Below are 19,424 nucleotides of genomic sequence, written 5' to 3'. Positions count from 1 at the left end.
GGAAACAAAGCAATGCTAGATGATGATTTATTTGCTGATTTAAATTTAAATAGCGATCCAACTCCAGCCAAAGAAGCTCCAAAAATTCAAAAAATTAGTGGAGGCGAATTTGAGAAATTTGCGAAATCTATTTTAACTGAACTTGTAAAAGATAATGTGCCTCCAACTCCTACTAATTATGGGGTTTATTTTCAAAAAATGCTTGAAGAGCGTCCAGGAGCTTTTAAGAAAAAAGTTGGTGAGATTATGGAATTTGAGCAAAATGATGATGGTCTTAAGCGTGCAAATATAGAACAAGAAATAAAGAAAAGTTTTAATTCTACTTCGGCATTATTGCAATATATTGCCATGATTTATAGGCATCTTGAAACAGTTAAAGATATGCTAAAAAGGCGTAATTCAGAACTTGCTATTAGTACAGGAAATTTAGCTGTTTCTAATGTAATCCATGCCCTTGAAACAGACCTTTCAAGATTTTCTAGCATTTTAGATAAGTATTCAGATGAGATTAAAGAAAATTTTGATGAGGTTAGACAGACTTATAAACATATAGAAGAGCAGAGTGATTTTGACTCTAAATTTGGAGTTTTTAATAAAAAATATTTTTTAGAAAATTTGGAAAAAAGCATAGAGAGTAATGCTAAATATAATTATTATACCTCTTTGATATTCTTTAGAGTAAAAGAGGAAATTTTAGAGCAAACTTATACTCAAAAAGAGAAAAATGCCTTTTTAAAAAGTGTTTGTAAAATTTTTAGTAAAAATGTTTCTTCAAGTGATATAGTAGCACATTGTGGAAATAATATTTTTGCTATAATGATCTCTCATACTAATTTAGAAAAAGCACAAGAAATATGCAATAAAATTTTAGAATCCTTAGAAAATTCAAATTTTTTCTTAGCAGATAAAGAAATAGAAGCAGATGTGGAGGTTGCTATTAGTGCAGTTAATAGTGACAGTAAAGGTGAAGAATTAATAGAAAAATGCATTGAAGCTTTAAAAGACTCGGGAAAAAATTTAGAACCTTTTGTAATAGTGGAAAAAGAAAAATGATAAGAAAGATAATTACCTATCCTAATCCAAGATTATTTTTAGAATCAAAAAAAGTAGAAAATTTTGATAAAGATTTACATATACTTTTAGATGATATGTATGAAACAATGATAGCTAATAAAGGTGTAGGTTTGGCAGCTATCCAAGTTGATGTGCCAATTAGAGCTTTACTTGTAGATATTGGTGATGAAGAAGGTGAGCAAAAAGAAGACAAACAAACTCTTTTAGAAATCATCAATCCCATTATAACACCTTTAGATGATGAAAGAATTTCTTGTAATGAGGGTTGTTTAAGTATACCAGGTTTTTATGAAGATGTAATGCGTTATAAAAATATACAACTTGATTATCAAGATAGGTTTGGAAAGCCACAAAGTTTGCGAGCACATGAGTTTTTAGCAGTGGCTATCCAACATGAAGTTGATCATCTTGATGGACATTTATTTATAGAAAAACTTTCTTTTTTAAAGCGTCAAAAATTTGATAAAGACTTTAAGAAAAAATCCAAAAAGAATAAATGAAAAAGCTAAAATGTGCAAGTTTTTCTACAGAACTTGATATCATCGATGTAGAATCAACTTTCACAAGAGGCTTGCCAGGCTTTAGCATAGTGGGTCTTGCAAACTCTACCATCAAAGAAAGCACTGAAAGAATTAAAGCAACTTTGTTAAGTCAGAATTTTAGCTTTCCAGCACAAAAAATTACTATCAACTTAAGTCCTTCGGATATTCCTAAAAATGGTTCTCATTTTGACTTAGCTATTGCAATTTTGATTTTATTTCAAAAAGAAATTTTAGATGATTTTTTTGTTTTTGGAGAACTTGGATTAGATGGGAGTATAAAAAGCACTGCTAGTTTATTTTCTATCTTGCTTTTTTTAAGTACAAAAATACAAAATGCCAAAGTAGTAGTGCCAAAAGCCATAGCACAAAAAGCTTCAATGATACCTAATTTAACAATTTATGCTTTAGAAAATTTAGCCCAGGCTGTAGATTTTTTTAAAGAAAAAAAATATGAGAATTATCATATATGCAATGCGCATCCTTTATTTGAAAATGCTATAAAATTTAATGGGGAAAAATATATAAAAAACACTAGCTTTCCTTATGATTTTAAGGAAGTTAAAGGCCAAGAAAATGCTAAATTTGCTTGTATAATAGCAGCTTTAGGAATGCATAATATTTTATTTGAAGGTAGTCCAGGTAGCGGTAAAAGTATGTGTGCTAAAAGACTTCCTTTTATCATGCCACCGCAAAGCTTGAAAGAAATTTTAGCTCAAAACGCTTATAAGTCATTAAATTCTTTAGATGATGATTTTAGCGCTAGTAGGGTTTTTAGAAGTCCTCATCATACAAGTACTAGGGCTAGTATTTTTGGTGGAGGAACTAAAAATGCCAAGATAGGAGAAATAGCACTTGCAAATGGAGGAGTTTTGTTTTTTGATGAGTTTCCCCATTTTTCAAAACAAATCATAGAAAGTTTAAGAGAGCCATTGGAGGATTTTAAAATTCTTATTTCAAGAGTTAATACCAAAGTGATTTATGAAACTAAATTTTTATTTGCTTGTGCGCAAAATCCTTGTCCTTGTGGAAATTTATTTTCTAAAAATCAAAATTGTCGTTGCCAAGAGATAGAAATTAAAAAATATAAAAATAAAATTTCATCTCCTATTTTAGATAGGATTGATCTTTATGTAGCTATGGATGAAATTTCATATAAGGATAAAATGAGTTTAACATCAGAGCAAATGAGCGAGATGGTATTTAAAGGATTTTTATTTCAAAAACAAAGACAGCAAGAAGAGTTTAATGCTAAATTAAATGATGAACAGATGAAACAATTTTGTATTTTAGAGTCTTCTGCTAATGAAATTTTGCAAAAGGCTATAAATTCATATAATCTTTCTCAAAGAGGGGTAAATAAAACTATAAAAGTAGCAAGAACCATTGCAGATTTAGAGCAAAGTGAGTTGATTTTAAAAACTCATATTTTAAAAGCATTAAGTTTTAGAATGAGAAATATTTAGGAGTAAAAATGGAAAATAAAAGCATAGCAATTTTTATAGATGCGGAAAATATTCCTTCAAAATACGCAAAATCGATTTTTGGTATTGCTTCTGATTATGGAGAAATTGTTATAAAGCGAATTTATGGAGATTGGACTCAAAAAAATATACAAAATTGGAAAGAACAAATTGCACAATATTCTATCATTGCTATGCAACAATTTAATTTTTTAGCTAATAAAAATTCAAGTGATATGTATTTAATTACTGATATTATGAGTGTTTTTTATGAAAAAGATATTGATATTTTTGTTATTGTATCAAGCGATAGTGATTATACTAGTTTGATACAGAAGCTAAAAGAAAATAAAAAACAAGTTATAGGCATGGGTTTAAAGCAAGCTGTAAAATCTTATGTGAATTCCTTTAGTGAATTCTTTTATTTAGATCAAGATAAATCAAAAACAAAAGTCATAATTGAAAAAGAATATATCAAAGATTTAATCAATATCGTAGAGGCTTTGATAGAAGAAAAAGGTCGCGCAGAATATGCTCAAATTCGTACCAATATGAACAGAAAACATGCAAATTTTATTCCACAAAATTTCGGCTTTAAAAATTTCAAAGCTTTGATGAAAGAACTTTTACCAAAGATGAAACAATTTAAAGAAGCAAATGAGAAAAATATTTATTTCCTTGAAAAAGCAAAGGCTTAAAAATGGAAAATATCTTAATAGCTTTTTTGGCTGTTGTAATTTTAGCTTTTGTATGGGTGGTATTTAAAAGTCAGAAAGAAAAAGTAAAGTTAGAATTTTTAAATCAAAACAATATGACTTTGCAAAATCAACTTTCTAATTTAGAGTTTGAAAAAACTACACTTATAGAAAAAAATTCCAAACTTTTAGATGAAAAAATATCGTATTTATCTAAAAATGAAGCTTTAGAGGCAAAATTAGCACAAAAAGAACAAACTCAACAAGAACTTTTAAATATGCATTTAAAAGAGCGTGCAAATTTAAAAGAAGAATACACTCAAACCTTAATAAAATTAGAAGAAAAATATAAACAAAGTTTGGCGGGATTAAAACAAGAGCTAGAGCAAAATTTCCAAAAACAAAATGCTAGTATCTTAAATCAAAACAAACTTATGCTCAATGAAGATACAAAAAAAATCTTAGAAGAAATTTTCTTGCCTGTGAAAAAAAGTGTTAAAGAATATAGTGAAAAACTCAGTCAAAATGAAGTTAGCATTAAAACACAAATTGATCATATGTTTAAATTTAGTCAAAATATGGGAGAAAATGCAGATAAGCTAGCTAAAATTTTAAAAGGAGATAAAAAAATTCGTGGTAATTTTGCAGAATTGCAACTAAAATCAGTTTTAGAAAATAGCGGTTTAGTAGAGGGTGTGCAGTATAAATTGCAAGAGAGATTTCAAGATGAGGGTAAAACTTACATTCCTGATGCGGTTGTGTTTTTAGATAAACAAAAAAGTATAGTTATAGATGCAAAATTTTCTCTACCAAGTGATTTTAGGTTTGAAGATATTAGTAAAAATACCTGTCTTGATTTAGCTTATAATCTAAAATCGAGAATTGATGAATTAGCTAAAAAGCCTTATATGCAGTATGATAAACACACTTATGAGTTTGTTTTGCTTTTTATACCTTATCAAAATATTCTAGATTTGATTTTAAATGTAGATCTTGAAATTTATCAATACGCTTATAAAAAAAAAGTTTATTTAACTACACCAAACACTCTTTTTATGGCATTAAATACTATAAATATTTCATGGAAAAATATACAAAGTAATGAAAATATCTTAAAAGCTTTTGATGAACTGGGTAAATTTCATGATAAATTTGCAGGCGTTTTGGATGATTTTGAAAAAATCAAAGAAAATGTTAAAAGATTAAATTCAAATGTAGATAATATGCAAACAAAGCTTACTCATGGAAGTGGAAATATCGCTTCAAGAGTGATAAAGCTTAAAGAGCTAGGCGCTAAAACTCAAAAATTTATAAAATGTGAGATGAGCGATGAAAGCAGTATTTAAAGATAATATTTCTTATGAAAAAAAGCTTATTGAAAAAGGTTTGGATGAGTTTTTAATGATGGAAAATGCAGGCATAGAGCTTGCAAATTTGATTAAGAAAAAAAGTAAAAACATAAAAAATGCTAAAATTTTATTTTTGCTTGGTGCTGGTGGAAATGGAGCTGATGGACTTGTGGCTATAAGGCATTTAAAAAAAGCTTTTGCTTTTGTTATGCCATATAAAAAAAATACAATGTTTATCAAGCAAGAGCAAATTTTAAAAAATATAGGTTTTAAATTTTTAAAAAAAGAACCTAAATTTAAAGATTTTGACATCATTGTTGATTGTGTTTTTGGGAGTGGTTTAAATAAAGCTTTAGATGAAAATTTGCAAAGAATTTTTAAAAAAATTGCTAAAAGTAAGGCTTTAAAAATAGCTTGTGATGTTCCTAGTGGTCTTGGACAAGAGCTATGTTTTAAGGCTGATTACACTCTTTGCATGGGAGTGATTAAAGAAATTTTATTAGAAGATTTTGCAAAAGAATTTGCAGGTAAAATTAAAATTGCAAATTTGGGTTTAAAACCTTATATGCAAAATACTTCAAGTTTTTTACTAGAAAAAAAAGATTTAAAACTTATTACAAAAAAGATTAACTCAAATAAAGGCGATTTTGGCCATATTTATATTTTTGCAAATAAAAGTGCAGGTACTCTAGCTGGACTCGGTGCTTTAGAATTTGGAGCAGGACTTGTATCTTTAGTGGCTAAAGAAAGTTTTTCACCTTTGATTATGCTAAAAGATGATATTGAAAGCAAAATAAATGCAGCTGCTATAGGTATGGGACTTGATGATTTAAGTATTTTAAAAGATGAAAGATTAAAAAACATTCCTTTAGTTTTAGACGCAAATTGCTTTCAAAGTGAAAATTTACTTTCATATCTTGCTAGAGAAGATGTTGTTTTAACCCCTCATCCTAAAGAATTTTGTATGCTTTTAAAACTTTGTTTTAATGAGGATATAAGCGTAGAAGAAATTCAAAACAAACGCTTTTTTTATGCAAGAAAGTTTAGTTCTAAATTTCAATGTGTTTTGGTATTAAAAGGAGCTAATCCTATTATTGCTCAAAAAGAAAAATTTTTTATAGTAAATTGTGGCAATGAAGCTTTAGCAAAAGGTGGAAGTGGGGATGTGTTAAGTGGTATGATAGCAGCTTTGCTTGGAGCTAAATTTAATGCTTTAGAAGCTGCTAAAAATGCAGTATTAGCTCATGCTTTAGTAGCTAAAAATTATAAGAAAAACAAAATTAGTTTTGATGCTTTAAAATTGATAAAGGGGTTAAAATGCTTATAAAATTAGCAATTTTATTTAGTGGTAATGGAAGTAATTTGGAAAATATTTTAGCAAAATTACATAAAAAAACTTTTGGTAAAAATACCTTTGAAGTGGTTTTATGCGTGTGCAATAAAAAAGAAGCTTATGGTATACAAAGAGCTTTAAAATATAACCTTAATACTCAAATTATAGAGCATGAAAAATTTACTTCAAGAGAAGAATTTGACGCAGAGTTGGTAAAAATTATAAAAGAAAGTCAAGCAGATCTGACCATCTTAGCAGGATTTATGCGAATTTTAAGTCCTATTTTCACTCAAAATATAAAAGCTATTAATCTTCATCCTTCTTTGCTTCCTTTATTTAAAGGTGCTCATGCTATCAAAGAAAGTTATGAGAGCGATATGAAAGTTGCGGGTGTTAGCGTGCATTGGGTTAACGAAGAGCTTGATGGTGGTAAAATCATTGCTCAAAAGGCGTTTGAAAAAGCTAAACTAAGCTTTGAAGAATTTGAAGATAAAATTCATAAATTAGAGTATGAAATTTTACCTGCAACTATTGTTGAAATTTTTGAAAATGATTAATTTTTTATCATTATAATTACGCTTTTTATTTTAAGGAAGTTAAATGTTTGAGTGGATTTTTAGTGTGGATGCGTGGGTAGTGTTGCTTACGCTTACAGCTTTAGAGATTGTGCTAGGGATTGATAATATCATTTTCTTGGCTATTTTGGTTTCTAAATTACCACCAGAACATAGAGATAAGGGTAGAGTTTTAGGCCTTGCTTTTGCGATGATTACTAGAATTTTATTGTTATTGTCTTTGTTTTGGGTTATGAAGCTTGTCACACCTTTATTTAGTATATTAGGGAATGAAATTTCAGGTAGGGATTTGGTGCTTTTGCTTGGAGGATTGTTTTTGATAGTTAAATCTATCAAAGAAATCAAAGAAAGTATAACACATCAAGAGGAAAGTCAAAGTAATATAAAAATCAGCAATAAACTTTGGATTGTAGTTGCTGAAATAGCTGTGATAGATATAGTATTTTCTCTAGATAGTGTTATTACTGCTGTGGGTATTGCTCAAGATATAGAGATTATGATTATTGCTGTTATTATTGCAGTATTAGTAATGCTTTTTGCTTCTAAACCAATTGCAGATTTTGTAGAAAAATATCCAAGCATTAAAATTTTAGCTTTGGCATTTTTAGTAATGATAGGTTTTGTTTTAGTATGTGAAAGTTTTGATATTCATATAGATAAGGCCTATATTTATGTAGCTATGATCTTTTCTTTGGTAGTTGAAATTTTAAACATCATTTCACAAAAAAAACAAACAAATAATTCTTAAAATATTTAGCATTTTTTATGCTAAATATTCTTATTTATCTTGACTTTTAATATTTTTTTATGTAGAATAACGCTTTATTTTTATACATCGGGGTGTAGCGCAGTCTGGTTAGCGCACTTGGTTTGGGACCAAGGGGCCGAAGGTTCGAATCCTTTCACCCCGACCATTTTTATAAATGGTGAGTGTAGCTCAGTCGGTTAGAGCATCAGATTGTGGTCCTGAGGGTCGTGGGTTCGATTCCCATCACTCACCCCATCAGCGCTCGTAGCTCAACTGGATAGAGCGACAGACTTCGGATCTGTAGGTTATGGGTTCGATTCCTATCGGGCGCACCATAAGCCCATTGTTACTTTTATTTTTTTGCGCTCATAGCTCAGCTGGATAGAGCAACGGCCTTCTAAGCCGTAGGTCAGAGGTTCGAATCCTCTTGAGCGTACCACTTTTGCGGATGTGGTGAAATTGGCAGACACGCCAGACTTAGGATCTGGTGCAGCAATGCGTGAAGGTTCAAGTCCTTTCATCCGCACCACTTAAAACCCTATTTTACCATAGTTTGAGCAATTATACTTAAATTACGCTGAAGTCTTTGAAGTCCTATTGTATCATTTCGAGTTATTTTAAAAAGGTAACCTTTTAGCAGGTAACTTTTTAAAATAACCGGATGAAAGGATAGTTAAAAAATAGTCCTTTTCATTCATTTAAGTTTTGCGGTAAAAAAGGTCAATTTTGGCTTTAACCTTAAACAAAGGTAACCTATAATAATTTAATTAAGTTTATAGGGCTTTTAAATACGCTATAATACAGCAAAAATACAAGGTTAAAAATGGCGATTGATAGAAAGGATTATAATATATCCATAGGAAAAGGAACACATCTAAAAAGACACAAAAAAATAAAATCAATGCCTTTTTATTTAGAATGCAAAACGGCGGTAAAGAAAAACAACACGCTTTCACTATCCCCTTACGCCCTACTTGGAATGAAAACGAATATATGAGAATAGCACTTGCAAGAGCTAAAGAATATGAAAACGAGTTTAAAAAGCTTTTTAGTGCCACTTATACTTTAAACTCTAGTATTTTAATAAAAAACCTTTTTGAGGTCTTTATAAAAGCTAATTATAATATTAAAGATTTAAACGAGCAACACAAAGGCCACATTAGAAACTTAATAAGCATTTTAATAATCATATTTTAGAACCTTTAGGAAATATACATTTGGATGAACTTACGCTTTATAAGGTGCAAGAGTTTTATAATGATATGAAAAAACAAAGGGTTAGAGCCAAAAACATATAATAGAGCCATTAAAGAAGTTTTAAACCCTATGATTAAGTATGCTATAAAAAACAAATGGATTAATGAAAATGTTACTCTAGGTTTAAAACTTGATAAGGTGCAAAATAAAAAGCTTGTTACCAACCCTAAAGGCAAATATGAAGCTATTTTAAATGCTATTTTAGAACTATACAAAGACAATTCACTTTATAAGGCTTTGTTTTTACTTATACATAGTGGTAGGCGTAGGGATGAGGTTTTAAGTCTTCTTTGGCAAAATGTAGATTTAGAAAGAAAAACTATATTTTTACCAAAAACAAAAAACGGCGAAGCACAAGAGTATGCCTTAGATGATGAGTGTTATAAGGCTTTAAAAGCTTTAAAAGATGAGGTTAAACAAGATAAAGGTTTAGTCTTTGTTTCTAGTGTTAGCGGTAAAAAAATATCAAACCTAGCAAGACAAGAAATTAAAATAAGAGAGCTTAGCGGTGTAAGAGAATGGACGCCTCATTTTTCAAGGCATATAAAAGCTACTTTGCTAATACAAAATGGAGTTAATCCTGCTGTAATTAGCGGGACTTTGGGGCATAGAGACTTAAGCACTATAAACATTTATGCAACTAATGATACACTTAAGGCAAGTCAAAAAGCTAACGAGGCTTTAAAGAAATTACAAGAAGAATAAATGCAAGATTTAGAGTTTATCTTTTCAAAACAAAGATTAGAGTATTACAAAGATATAAACGAGTATTTTGAGAACTTAAAATTAATATCTAAGATAATTCCTAAAATAGCTATACTTGAGATTTATATAAGAAATGCGTTAGATTATGAACTAAGCTTTAAATGCAAAGAGTGGATAAAAATAAGCGATAATCCTTTTTACTGGCAAAAATAAATGAGTTTAAAGACAAAGAAAGTTTAGAACCTCATCAAATATTGTCACGCCTTAGCTTAGGTGTGGTAGCTAAATTAATCGTATCTTATAAGGTGCAAAACAAGATTTTAGAGTTAAAGACTTTTGATTTTAGAAAGTATAGTCCTAGCAATAGAAACTTTTTTATTTATAAAAACACAAAACAGGGTTTTGATAATATAGATAAGGTTAATATTGTTTTAAACTTGTTACATACTCTAAGAAATAGAGCTTGTCATTTTGAAAATCTTTTAAAGCTTAGAGAAAATAATAATAAACTATATCCCCGCATAAGCACAAAAGAAAAAGGAACAAATATAGGTCTAATGCCTGATAAAATAGAAGATTTTTTGAATGATTTAATTTGTGGAATAAATAAAGATTTGTTAGATTATATTAAGTAGGGGTTGAGCCCCCCCCCTTTTTTTTTGAATGTAAAAAAATTATAAAACACAAATACTTAATAAAATATAAAATACCTTATAAGACTTTAAAATGCTTTAAGATAATTATATATATAATACATATATGAGTAATAAAGAAAAGTTAATTAAAGAATTAGAAAATAACCCTAAAAACGCAAGTTTTGCCAATATAGAAAAGCTTTTAAGTTGGTATGGTTATAAACTTGTTAGCATTAAGGGAAGTCATCATAAGTTTAAGAAAAATGGAAAAAGTATTATTGTGCCTTTGCATAAACCTATAAAAGAAATTTATGTAAAGCAAATACTAAAGCACTTAAAGGGGGAAAAATGAAAAAAGATATAAATTATTATTTGAACTTACCTTATAAGATTAATTTAGTAAGACTTGAAGATGGAGATTACTTTGCACAATTTGATGATAAAGAGCTAAATAAACTTGTTTTAATGGCAGGAGATGGTAAAACACCAAATGAAGCAATAGAAGATTTAAAAAATGCTTTTGCTTGTTATTTAGAAGAAGCTTTAGAAAAAAACGAGTTTATACCTGAACCTATGCAAAATGATAAAAGTAAGAACCTAGCTATCACTTTAAAAAATAGTCTTATAGATGAGATAGATTTTTATTCTAAGAAAATGGGCTTATCACGCAGTGCTTTTTTAGCTATTTCTGCTAAGGCATATATTAAAAACCTTTAAAGATATTAGCTTATTATGAAAAAAACAGAAAATATGAATAAAATTTTTGTTACTTTTTAGAAAAATATCGCTAGTAATTTAAGTTTAAAATTGTTTCTTATAAAAAAAGGCGAAATAAAAGAAATATAACGAAACAAAAGAAACCTAAGAAACCAAAAATAGTTACAAATGGTAATAAATTTGCATTAAGGCAAAATACTTTGAAAACTGCTAGAATACTTCGTAAATATTCAAAAGAATATTTTTTTAATTTAATGGAATTTGAAAAGCTTCAAAAGGCTTTCAAGTAAGTGCGTTTTAATTTTGTTTGGCGACTGGGTTAAAACGCACAATTTCATTATAAGAGCTTTAGTTGAAGCCCTTAAAAGAATTGTATTGTAATTTAACTTATCTATTTCTTTTAAAGGCTTTATGAACTCCATAAGTAATTTTAAAAGGATAGAAAATGGAAAACAATACAAACAAAGATTTTTTAACTATACAAGAGGTAGTTACGCTTTATAATCTAAGCAAAGAAACACAAAACAAATATAGAATGCAAAACAAAATTCCTTATATTAAAATAGGTAAAAAAGTATTTTATGATAAAGCTAGACTTGATGAGTGGTTTAGAAGTCACACTATGAATTAAAGGCTTTATAATGAGTGTAAGCCTTTTTAATGATGAGGTAAAATCATATACAAAAAATTACCATTTTGTAACCAACTTCTTACTATACCGCTATGGGTTAAGTTTTGATAGAAGTGGTAATGAAAAATACAACACAAGTCTTAAAATCAAACCAAACACAAGCTTAATAACTGATTTTAACGGCAGTTTTAGTGGAGATGTGATTGATTTTATAGTTTTTAAAGAAAATGTTAGCACAAAAGAAGCTTTAGAGGTCTTTGTTGATTTTCATAAATTACCAACGCAAAAGGTGGATAGTTTTAAACCTATAAAAGAAGTTGTAAAAGATGATAGCTATTTAAAAAATATGGCTTATTCTTTACAGGCTGATTATAACTTATACTATGATGATATTTTGAGAAATGAATTATTAGATAAAACCTTTTTTGGTAATTTTAGGCTTTTTATGGATTTATGCAAAATATTAGATTTTGTAAAAATAAATGAGTTTGAAAATATCATAAATGAATACTTTGGATTTTCTAAAAACGACAAAAGTTTAGCACTTATATTAAGAGATAAAGGCGAGATTAAGAGCATAGCTATAAAAGAAAAAATAGTCAAAGATAAGACAATAAAATGGTTTAAACTAAAAGGAAGCAATGCTAAGTTTATAAAGTTTATCAAATCAAAGAAAAATGGATTGCTAAAAGATTGTTGCTTTATATTTAGCGGTATAAAAGAAATAATCATCAGTGAGCTTTTAGGCATAAATGCGATTTGCTTTCAAAGCGATAGCACGATGAAGCATATACAAACACACGAGCAAATAAATGAGCTTTTGAACTTCATAGATGGGAAACTTTTATATTTTGTTGTTGAGAACGATGAAAGTAGTTTTAATGCCAATTTAGGTCTTTTAAAAGAGTTAGCAAAGTTAAAACCAAGTGTGTTAAATAGTTTTTCTGTTCTTAATTATGATGAGTGTAAAAATGCTGATTTTGTGGATTTTATAGTTTATTTAATGAAAGAATTAAAAAAAGATTATGAGAAAGACAGAAAGGAGCTAAATACCTTTTTGGCTTTTGCACAAAAGTATTTTAAAAGTTATTTTATGAAAGGTTTAAGCTTTTTAGAAAGGAATAAAAATGGATAGATTTAAAAGTCAAAGTCAAGATGCAAAACTCAACTTTGATGCTTTTAAAGATATTAAAAAAATAACAAGTAGTCCGAATAGTATTTTACCACAAAATATTAAAAATGCTGATTTTATAGATTTAACAATATGGGCTATAAGAAATAAAGACTTAACTAATGTTGATTTTATATCTTTGATAGATAATTTTTTAGATAAAGGTAGCATTAGTTTTTTAATTAGTGAAGCCAATAAAGGAAAAACATTTTTAAGTCTTGCTATTTGTAAGTATTTATTGGGGTTTGATAAGGTTAAAAAGATTGTTTATTTTGATGGAGATAATAGCAAAATAACCATTAAAAGCAGGATTAAAGAAACAATGCAAATAAAAGGGTGTTGTTTTTTAGATTATGCAGATTTTAATTACATACAAACTAGCAATTCTTTGGAGTATGGAGATGATGAAATAGATGTAGATTTTGATTTTATTGTTAAAAGGTATTTGGAACCTTTAGCACAAAAAGGCAGTTTATCTGATTGTTTTGTTGTTTTTGATAGTTTTTTTAATTTCTTTAAAGGCGATATGAATGATAATAAAAAAGTAGCTGAGTTTATGAAGATAATCAAAAAAATAAGCCATAAAAGCGGTGGGATTTTTTTATTTATTCATTATAAAGGAAAAAGTGTAGAAAATGATTTTATAGGCGGAGTTAATTTTGCAAATGCTACTGATAATCTTTTTATAATACAAACAAGCAATAATTATGGTTTAAAGCTAGATATGGAGTTAAAAACCAAAAAAGCAAGGAACTTTCTACCTCATCCTCTAAAAATAGATATAGACCTAAAAACTCTTGATTTAAAAGTAGAAAAGCTTGTAAATGAAGCTGATACAAACTTTCTTTTAAAGGCTCAGAAAATCATAGAGCAAAGAGGGGAGATTTTGCAAGGGGATTTGTTAGAACTTTTAGGAAAAGCAAAGACTGATACTTATGCCATTAAAAAGCTAGAAAATGGGAAAATGCTATATTATGAAATCTTAGAAAAATCAAGAAGCACGGGCGGAAAAGCATTAAAATACTATATGTCTTTAAAAGAGAACAAAACTATCATTAATGGCATAGAAATAAACGCTACACAAACTTTATTTACTGAATAAAGCTACTTAGTTTTTAAGCTATGTAAGTTTAACTTATGTAGCTTTGATTAACAAAAATATCCCTTAAATGCAAAAAGTATTTTTACTAATATAAAATTAATCAAAAAACAAAAATCGCTTAAAACGGCTTATTTTAATTTAGTATATTTATACTTTACACTCTTTTATTTTTAATAAAAAAATATTATTTTTTAATTATGATTGCATTCTTTTTTCTGTGAAACATTTTTTTCAATTATAATTCAATTATAAGCAATTATAAAAAAGGCTATTATAATTGATTAAAGCACTATTATATAGGTGTTTAAAGCACTTAAAAGGTCCAATTATAAATAAAATGTCTAAGTCCCTAGTAAAAGATGTGTTTTTTCAGTAAAAATGTGTGAAATATAGACACAAATAAAAAAGATTTATAATTGATAAAAATCATAGCTTCAAACTATGGTAAAATAAGCATTTATATCAATTATAATAGCTTTTGCTATGAAAAGTGGAAGTAAAGCACTATTGTATAGGTATTTGCACCAATTATAAATGCTGTTTTTATAATTGATTATAATTGCTTTATAATAAGAAGTGCTTATAAAATGTTTCACAGAATATTTTTATACCTTACTAGTTTTAATTATAAAAAATATTTATCATTTTTATAATTTATGTTATAAAAAACATTTGCTTTTAAACCTATTTACTGAAAAAATATACATAGTGTTTATTAAGCCATAAATGCCTTTTAAATTGATTATATTAAAAGAATAATTCCAACACACAAGCACTAAGACATATTTTTCTTGTTTAAGGCATAATTTTATGCGTTTATAATGGCATTAAAATAAAAATTTTTATTTTTGTGTATTATCAGTTTTAAGCGTATTTGACTTAATAGATTAAAACTAGCTAAGCAAATACATTAGGAGGATTTAAAACTAATAATTAGAAGTTTATGTGTAAAAAAATAACTTCCTTTTTTTATTTTATACAGTATTACAGACTTTACTGAAAAATTGATAAATGGTTTTTTATTTTATAAAATGATTTAAATTAAAATGTGGTAAAATAAAATGCAAAATATACCAAAAGAGATAAAAATGTTTAGTCCAGATTATGTAAAGGCTACAAGTATAGCCACTGATTTATTGTTAACAATTCCCGATATAAAAAGTGGTAGACCTATAAATTTTAAGGCGATATTAAATAGTCAAGGAATTAGGGTGGAAATTGTCCCTGAATTACCGGTGGAAGCCCAATTAGATCCTATAAATAAAATCATAAAAATTAGACAAGATAATATGCCAATACAAAGAAAATTTTTTTCTATAGCCCACGAACTTGGACATTGGTTTTTGCATTCACGAGATAAAATAAGAAATAGATATAGCAATTGCGATGGAGATTATTATTTTGAGGAGCAAGAAGCCAATGCGTTTGCTGCTGAATTACTTATGCCTTTTGATGAGGTTGCAAAATGTATAATGTGGGGGTATGGTGTTATGGATTTGATGGATAGGTTTAACGTATCGTTTGAATTTGCATCAATTAGATATGATTTTGTTTCAAATGGAATATATTAATGTCAAATAATGTTAAACAACGGTATTTAGAAGAGCTTGAAGGGAAAACAAGAGAAGGCGAAACAAGTATTAAAAAATTGCGTTTTTCATTGGATAATATTTGGATATTTTTATCTAAATCTTTTTTCTTATATTTGCCGATTAATGTTTTTTGTTATATTAGTTATGGAAAAGAATTTGTAGAAAATTTGCCTAATTTGTATCTTTCGCTAAGTTTTGTTTTCATTGCGCAAATAAATAATTTTTCAATTAAAAATACTGCTTTTGCAAATTTCTTATTTGCAGTTAAAATAGGTGGTATTATATTTTCTTTGGCTTCTTTTGGGACAACTAATGTTTTAACTCAAAATTCACTCACTTTTTTTATATTGGTAGCAATATCAATTATAACTCTATTTTTTAGCATAGAATTTAAAAAGACTGAAGAAATAGTAGAAAAATACAGCAAATAAAAAATTTAAAAATATAACAAATATATGATTTTTAGTTATTTACACTCAATATTTATCTTATAAAAGGTTTTATAGATTTTGAAATTTCATCTAAAAACCTTTTCTACATATCCTCTTTTATTAAGTCTTTGATTTTATTGTATTTTTGTGCTTTGATGTAGTTTTCTAATAAAAAAGTTATATAGGGCGGATAAGAAGTTGTAGAACCCCAAGCATTTATGGTAGGATATGGGATACCACTTATTTCTGCCAATTGTTTTTTATTTAGATTAGCTTGTTTCAAAAGCTGATTAAATTTTTCTTTAGTCATTTTGCAACCTTTATAATTTTATATTAAATTATATAGTTACAATACTAAATATAAATTAAAAATATTAAAACAATATTTATTAAAGATAAAATTAAGTATTAATACTATATTATTTTACTTTAAAAAATATCAAATTAATATAATTAAAAGGAATTACAAAAATGGAAAATGTAAGTTATTTTATATTTTCAATTTCAAAAACTTTATTTTTTAACTCTTCATAGCTTTGTGCTTTGATGTAGTTTTCAAGCCAAGATTTAACCCAAGAGGGCGTTTTATCGCTTTGCTTCCAATTCATAAGTGTTTGGTAAGGTAAGTCACAAAGAGAGGCAAACTCTTTTTTAGTTAGGTTGTATTTTTTTAAAATACTCTCAAATTCTATATTAGTCATAATTTAACCTTTATTTTTGTTTATTAGTTACCTTTTAAAGCTTGTGTTAATTCATCAAATTTTTTTGCTTTGATGTAATAGTTTAAAAAAGGTTCTACCCACTTCGCATATGTATTTTTAGTACCCCAATTCACAACGCTGTTATAGTTCATATTAGTTAGTTTTGCAAACTCTCTTTTAGTTAATCCTGCTTGTTTTAGAAGTTTTTCAAATTCGCCCACTTCCATTTTTAACCTTTCTATATAAAATAATTATTTATTATAATTAAATAATCTTTTATTAACTTTAAATAATAAAAAAGTGTATTAATTAAGTTATAATTAATAATATTTAATGTAAAATTTCATAAATAATTAATTTGAAACAATACAAAAGGATAAAAATGGAAAATATAAGTTATTGTAGAATGAGTTGCTTAGATGGTAAGATAAATGGTCTTAAATACTTTTTAGATGTGTTTTTGAGTGATTTAGATAATAAAGGCGATGTTAAGTCTTGTGTAATGTTTGATAATGAGGCAAGTATTTGCGATATAAAAGATATGATTATGGCAATGCTTGATAATATAAAAGATATTACAATCGAGCAAGATAATTGTCTTTATAATGTAAGTCAGCGTGAAAGCACTTATAAAGGTATTGTAAAAGATGAGCTAGGCAAAGAGTTTAGTTTTGAAGAGCTTGAGAAAATACACCAAATACAAGAAGAAAGAATATTAAGAGAAATGTTGGAAGAAGATAAAAATAAAAGGTGTGTGAGTTAAACTCATACATCTTATGATGTAGATAATATCTACACTACTACACTATAAACAAGCTTTAAAATATCCAAAAAACTACATTGTATTAAGCAATATTTAGAAAATGTTATATGATAAAAAGGGTATTTTGCTGATGAGCTAACTATTAATTAGGTCATCTTTTAACCTTTAAATATAAAAGGGTGTAAGTTAAATACTTCCTTATCAACATTTAGCTCCTAAGTTTAATCTAGGTGTTAAAAAAACTGCATAGCTTTGTCAAGGTATTTAAAATTAAATAGCTTTCTTTTAAAGGCATATAAAATAAAATGAGTTATAATAACTAAAAGTGGTTGAAGAGGGTATATCCAAATTTGGAGACACCTACCAAAACCCACAAAATAAACAGTCTTACAAGTGTTACCGCTTGCCAAAAAGAGAAGTGCTAATTTTAGTTAGTGGATATAGTGCAAATCCTATAAAGTCTTTAGCCTTTAATGATGAAAGAGAAAGAGATTTTATTTTTAAAGGCTATGTAATACCTTACAAAATAGATAAATAAAAAGATTTAATTATTATCTTAGGTATTTAGAAAGAAAACCTACCAAACTTTTAAAAATTACTTTTAAGCTTTAGAAAAAAACACATTTAAGTTTCAAACCAAAAATGCTTAAAAAAGCAAGAAAACTTAAACCAAAAATCCGTGAAACATTCAATTTAAGCTAAATAAACTTAAAATACTTCAAAAAGACTTAAAAGATATTTTGTTAAAATATCGCCAAATAAGGCTTTGGTGCTTATATAAATATAAAAAAGTTTGAAAAGTGTAATTTTCAAAAACTATTTAAGTTTTATAAGAAATAAAGATTAATATGGTTGCATAAAAAAGGTAACTATTATAAAAATATTGTAATTATAGATGTTTATTTTTAGTTATATATTTCAAGTCCTTTCATCCGCACCACTAATCTAGATTTTACTCAAATATGAAAACCTATAATTTATTTTTAGTTGCACAATAATAATATTTTAAATTAAAATATATTGCAAATATTAGGAAGATATTATGGTAAATATATCAAGTTAAAATTATCGAAAATTTTTGCAAGGATAAATTTAAAAAAGATACAAGGTTAAAGGATTTTTTTCATATCTTTTTGGCACAAAATTTAGAAATTTATACCAATATAGAAGACCAAAATTATGCCAAAGGTACAATACTAATATATAAAATTTTTGATATATGTATAAAAGATGGAGTTTTCGTAGGTCAAGAGTATTGTCAATTTAAAAAAAGCGTGATAGATTATATAGTTGCTTATACTGATGAAAATATGAATGATGGTAAAATATCGCAACTATTAAGAGGTAGTTTTACATTAAAAATAGATAAATCAAATTGTTATGATAATCCAGATATTAAAGTTGTGTTTTCAGAAAAAGGCTTTTTGTTTCAGGCTAAATTTAACAATTGTGAAAGTAAATTTAAAGATACAATGACTATGTTTGCACTTTCTTTGGCTTATCGTGAGAAAATGGAGTATTATTTGAATTTGACTTCAAGTATTATAGATAAAGAAAACTACCATGATGTTATTGATATTAAAAAAGATTTTTATGTTTTTAATTTGAAATATTTTTTTAGCAACCCAATACATTATAACTACCAACAAAAACACACAATATGGAAAATTATATTTCATTATTATAATATTTTAGAGCAACATCAAGAATTAAAAATTCAAATAGAAAATCTTGTTGATATTTTGCATATTGAGCAAAATCAAGAAGAAGATAAAAAGGAAAAAATAAAAGAGAATAAAAGAAAAAAATTGAAATGATTTTTTAATTATCGGTGCTTTTGTTACTTTAGCTTCGCTAGTTAGTGTATACAAAGATGCTATGGAATTACTTGGTTAAAGTTATAGTATCACTTGTTTTGTGTTTTACTAAAATTTAACTCTCTA

General features: G+C 27.1%; 25 protein-coding genes, 5 tRNA genes and 1 pseudogene. 28 read left to right on the top strand and 3 right to left on the bottom strand.

The features are described 5' to 3' along the window. Window positions 1-12: 12 nt before the first annotated feature. From L8X27_RS06185 to L8X27_RS06070, 25 genes are all read left to right on the top strand, one after another. Complete coding sequence (locus L8X27_RS06185; RefSeq protein ID WP_133318992.1) at window positions 13-1,053, top strand: GGDEF domain-containing protein; 1,041 nt, start codon at window positions 13-15, stop codon at window positions 1,051-1,053. Further along, the gene (gene def, locus L8X27_RS06180) at window positions 1,050-1,574 is read left to right on the top strand and encodes a peptide deformylase (RefSeq protein ID WP_263664912.1); all 525 of its coding nucleotides are present in this window, start codon (window positions 1,050-1,052) and stop codon (window positions 1,572-1,574) included. The genes L8X27_RS06185 and def overlap by 4 nt, the downstream gene beginning before the upstream one ends. Then, window positions 1,571-3,079, top strand: a complete 1,509-nt coding sequence (locus L8X27_RS06175) for a YifB family Mg chelatase-like AAA ATPase (RefSeq protein ID WP_133318990.1) — start codon at window positions 1,571-1,573, stop codon at window positions 3,077-3,079. Before def ends, L8X27_RS06175 begins: the two co-directional genes overlap by 4 nt. A gap of 8 nt (window positions 3,080-3,087) precedes the next feature. Continuing rightward, window positions 3,088-3,774, top strand: coding sequence for an NYN domain-containing protein (locus L8X27_RS06170; protein ID WP_263671510.1), 687 nt, complete (start codon window positions 3,088-3,090; stop codon window positions 3,772-3,774). Window positions 3,775-3,776: 2 nt separating this feature from the next. Continuing rightward, window positions 3,777-5,117: a DNA recombination protein RmuC gene (gene rmuC / locus L8X27_RS06165; protein ID WP_263671509.1), complete on the top strand. Its 1,341-nt coding sequence runs from the start codon at window positions 3,777-3,779 to the stop codon at window positions 5,115-5,117. Further along, window positions 5,101-6,447 (top strand): NAD(P)H-hydrate dehydratase, encoded by a 1,347-nt coding sequence (locus tag L8X27_RS06160; RefSeq protein ID WP_263671508.1) that lies wholly within the window; start codon window positions 5,101-5,103, stop codon window positions 6,445-6,447. The genes rmuC and L8X27_RS06160 overlap by 17 nt, the downstream gene beginning before the upstream one ends. Continuing rightward, complete coding sequence (purN, locus tag L8X27_RS06155; RefSeq protein WP_263671507.1) at window positions 6,438-7,010, top strand: phosphoribosylglycinamide formyltransferase; 573 nt, start codon at window positions 6,438-6,440, stop codon at window positions 7,008-7,010. Before L8X27_RS06160 ends, purN begins: the two co-directional genes overlap by 10 nt. A 43-nt stretch (window positions 7,011-7,053) precedes the next feature. Further along, complete coding sequence (locus L8X27_RS06150; RefSeq protein WP_263671506.1) at window positions 7,054-7,776, top strand: TerC family protein; 723 nt, start codon at window positions 7,054-7,056, stop codon at window positions 7,774-7,776. A gap of 88 nt (window positions 7,777-7,864) precedes the next feature. Beyond that, window positions 7,865-7,942: transfer RNA gene (locus L8X27_RS06145), tRNA-Pro, on the top strand. A 12-nt stretch (window positions 7,943-7,954) separates the two neighbouring features. Beyond that, window positions 7,955-8,031, top strand: a tRNA-His gene (locus L8X27_RS06140). A 3-nt stretch (window positions 8,032-8,034) separates the two neighbouring features. Then, window positions 8,035-8,111 (top strand) — tRNA-Arg (locus L8X27_RS06135). Between the two features lie 27 nt (window positions 8,112-8,138). Further along, window positions 8,139-8,215 (top strand) — tRNA-Arg (locus L8X27_RS06130). Between the two features lie 5 nt (window positions 8,216-8,220). Next, window positions 8,221-8,305: transfer RNA gene (locus L8X27_RS06125), tRNA-Leu, on the top strand. Between the two features lie 294 nt (window positions 8,306-8,599). Beyond that, window positions 8,600-8,773 carry a hypothetical protein gene (locus L8X27_RS06120; RefSeq protein ID WP_263671505.1) on the top strand — a complete coding sequence of 58 codons (174 nt, stop codon included), beginning with the start codon at window positions 8,600-8,602 and terminating at the stop codon, window positions 8,771-8,773. Between the two features lie 193 nt (window positions 8,774-8,966). Beyond that, window positions 8,967-9,074, top strand: a complete 108-nt coding sequence (locus L8X27_RS07990; RefSeq protein WP_318529410.1) for a hypothetical protein — start codon at window positions 8,967-8,969, stop codon at window positions 9,072-9,074. 28 nt (window positions 9,075-9,102) lie between these two features. Further along, the gene (locus tag L8X27_RS06115; protein ID WP_263681145.1) at window positions 9,103-9,738 is read left to right on the top strand and encodes a tyrosine-type recombinase/integrase; all 636 of its coding nucleotides are present in this window, start codon (window positions 9,103-9,105) and stop codon (window positions 9,736-9,738) included. Beyond that, complete coding sequence (locus tag L8X27_RS06110) at window positions 9,739-9,951, top strand: hypothetical protein (protein ID WP_263671502.1); 213 nt, start codon at window positions 9,739-9,741, stop codon at window positions 9,949-9,951. Between the two features lie 41 nt (window positions 9,952-9,992). Then, entirely contained in the window at window positions 9,993-10,373 is a 381-nt protein-coding gene (locus L8X27_RS06105) for a hypothetical protein (RefSeq protein ID WP_263671501.1), read from the top strand. A gap of 124 nt (window positions 10,374-10,497) precedes the next feature. Continuing rightward, entirely contained in the window at window positions 10,498-10,725 is a 228-nt protein-coding gene (locus L8X27_RS06100) for a type II toxin-antitoxin system HicA family toxin (RefSeq protein WP_043020258.1), read from the top strand. After that, window positions 10,722-11,090 carry a type II toxin-antitoxin system HicB family antitoxin gene (locus L8X27_RS06095; protein WP_214124630.1) on the top strand — a complete coding sequence of 123 codons (369 nt, stop codon included), beginning with the start codon at window positions 10,722-10,724 and terminating at the stop codon, window positions 11,088-11,090. Before L8X27_RS06100 ends, L8X27_RS06095 begins: the two co-directional genes overlap by 4 nt. A gap of 445 nt (window positions 11,091-11,535) precedes the next feature. Then, window positions 11,536-11,721, top strand: coding sequence for a helix-turn-helix domain-containing protein (locus tag L8X27_RS06090; RefSeq protein ID WP_039642406.1), 186 nt, complete (start codon window positions 11,536-11,538; stop codon window positions 11,719-11,721). A gap of 10 nt (window positions 11,722-11,731) precedes the next feature. Next, window positions 11,732-12,856 carry a hypothetical protein gene (locus tag L8X27_RS06085; protein ID WP_263671500.1) on the top strand — a complete coding sequence of 375 codons (1,125 nt, stop codon included), beginning with the start codon at window positions 11,732-11,734 and terminating at the stop codon, window positions 12,854-12,856. Next, entirely contained in the window at window positions 12,849-13,994 is a 1,146-nt protein-coding gene (locus L8X27_RS06080; RefSeq protein ID WP_263671499.1) for an AAA family ATPase, read from the top strand. The genes L8X27_RS06085 and L8X27_RS06080 overlap by 8 nt, the downstream gene beginning before the upstream one ends. A gap of 1,088 nt (window positions 13,995-15,082) precedes the next feature. Further along, window positions 15,083-15,565, top strand: a complete 483-nt coding sequence (locus tag L8X27_RS06075; protein WP_263671498.1) for an ImmA/IrrE family metallo-endopeptidase — start codon at window positions 15,083-15,085, stop codon at window positions 15,563-15,565. Beyond that, entirely contained in the window at window positions 15,565-16,017 is a 453-nt protein-coding gene (locus L8X27_RS06070; protein ID WP_263671497.1) for a hypothetical protein, read from the top strand. The genes L8X27_RS06075 and L8X27_RS06070 overlap by 1 nt, the downstream gene beginning before the upstream one ends. Before the next feature lie 103 nt (window positions 16,018-16,120). Here the strand turns inward: L8X27_RS06070 and L8X27_RS06065 are convergent, their stop codons facing one another. The 3 genes from L8X27_RS06065 to L8X27_RS06055 form a co-directional block, all read right to left on the bottom strand. After that, window positions 16,121-16,327, bottom strand: a complete 207-nt coding sequence (locus L8X27_RS06065) for a terminase small subunit (protein WP_263671496.1) — start codon at window positions 16,325-16,327, stop codon at window positions 16,121-16,123. Window positions 16,328-16,502: 175 nt separating this feature from the next. Next, complete coding sequence (locus tag L8X27_RS06060; protein ID WP_263671495.1) at window positions 16,503-16,718, bottom strand: XRE family transcriptional regulator; 216 nt, start codon at window positions 16,716-16,718, stop codon at window positions 16,503-16,505. 23 nt (window positions 16,719-16,741) lie between these two features. Further along, on the bottom strand, window positions 16,742-16,945 hold the full coding sequence (locus L8X27_RS06055) for an XRE family transcriptional regulator (protein ID WP_263671494.1): 204 nt from the start codon (window positions 16,943-16,945) through the stop codon (window positions 16,742-16,744). A gap of 155 nt (window positions 16,946-17,100) precedes the next feature. Between L8X27_RS06055 and L8X27_RS06050 the strand changes: the two genes are divergently transcribed. From L8X27_RS06050 to L8X27_RS06040, 3 genes and pseudogenes are all read left to right on the top strand, one after another. Beyond that, entirely contained in the window at window positions 17,101-17,481 is a 381-nt protein-coding gene (locus L8X27_RS06050; RefSeq protein ID WP_263671493.1) for a hypothetical protein, read from the top strand. Between the two features lie 457 nt (window positions 17,482-17,938). After that, a pseudogene (locus L8X27_RS06045) lies at window positions 17,939-18,019 on the top strand (type II toxin-antitoxin system RelE/ParE family toxin); the annotation flags it as partial. Window positions 18,020-18,614: 595 nt separating this feature from the next. Then, window positions 18,615-19,298, top strand: a complete 684-nt coding sequence (locus L8X27_RS06040) for a hypothetical protein (RefSeq protein ID WP_263671492.1) — start codon at window positions 18,615-18,617, stop codon at window positions 19,296-19,298. Window positions 19,299-19,424: the final 126 nt, after the last annotated feature.

The organism is Campylobacter sp. CNRCH_2015_1657, assembly GCF_025772685.1.
Taxonomy (GTDB): domain Bacteria; phylum Campylobacterota; class Campylobacteria; order Campylobacterales; family Campylobacteraceae; genus Campylobacter_D; species Campylobacter_D lari_D.
Note: the sequence above shows the minus strand (reverse complement) of the source record. Positions and strands in the feature narration are given on the sequence as shown.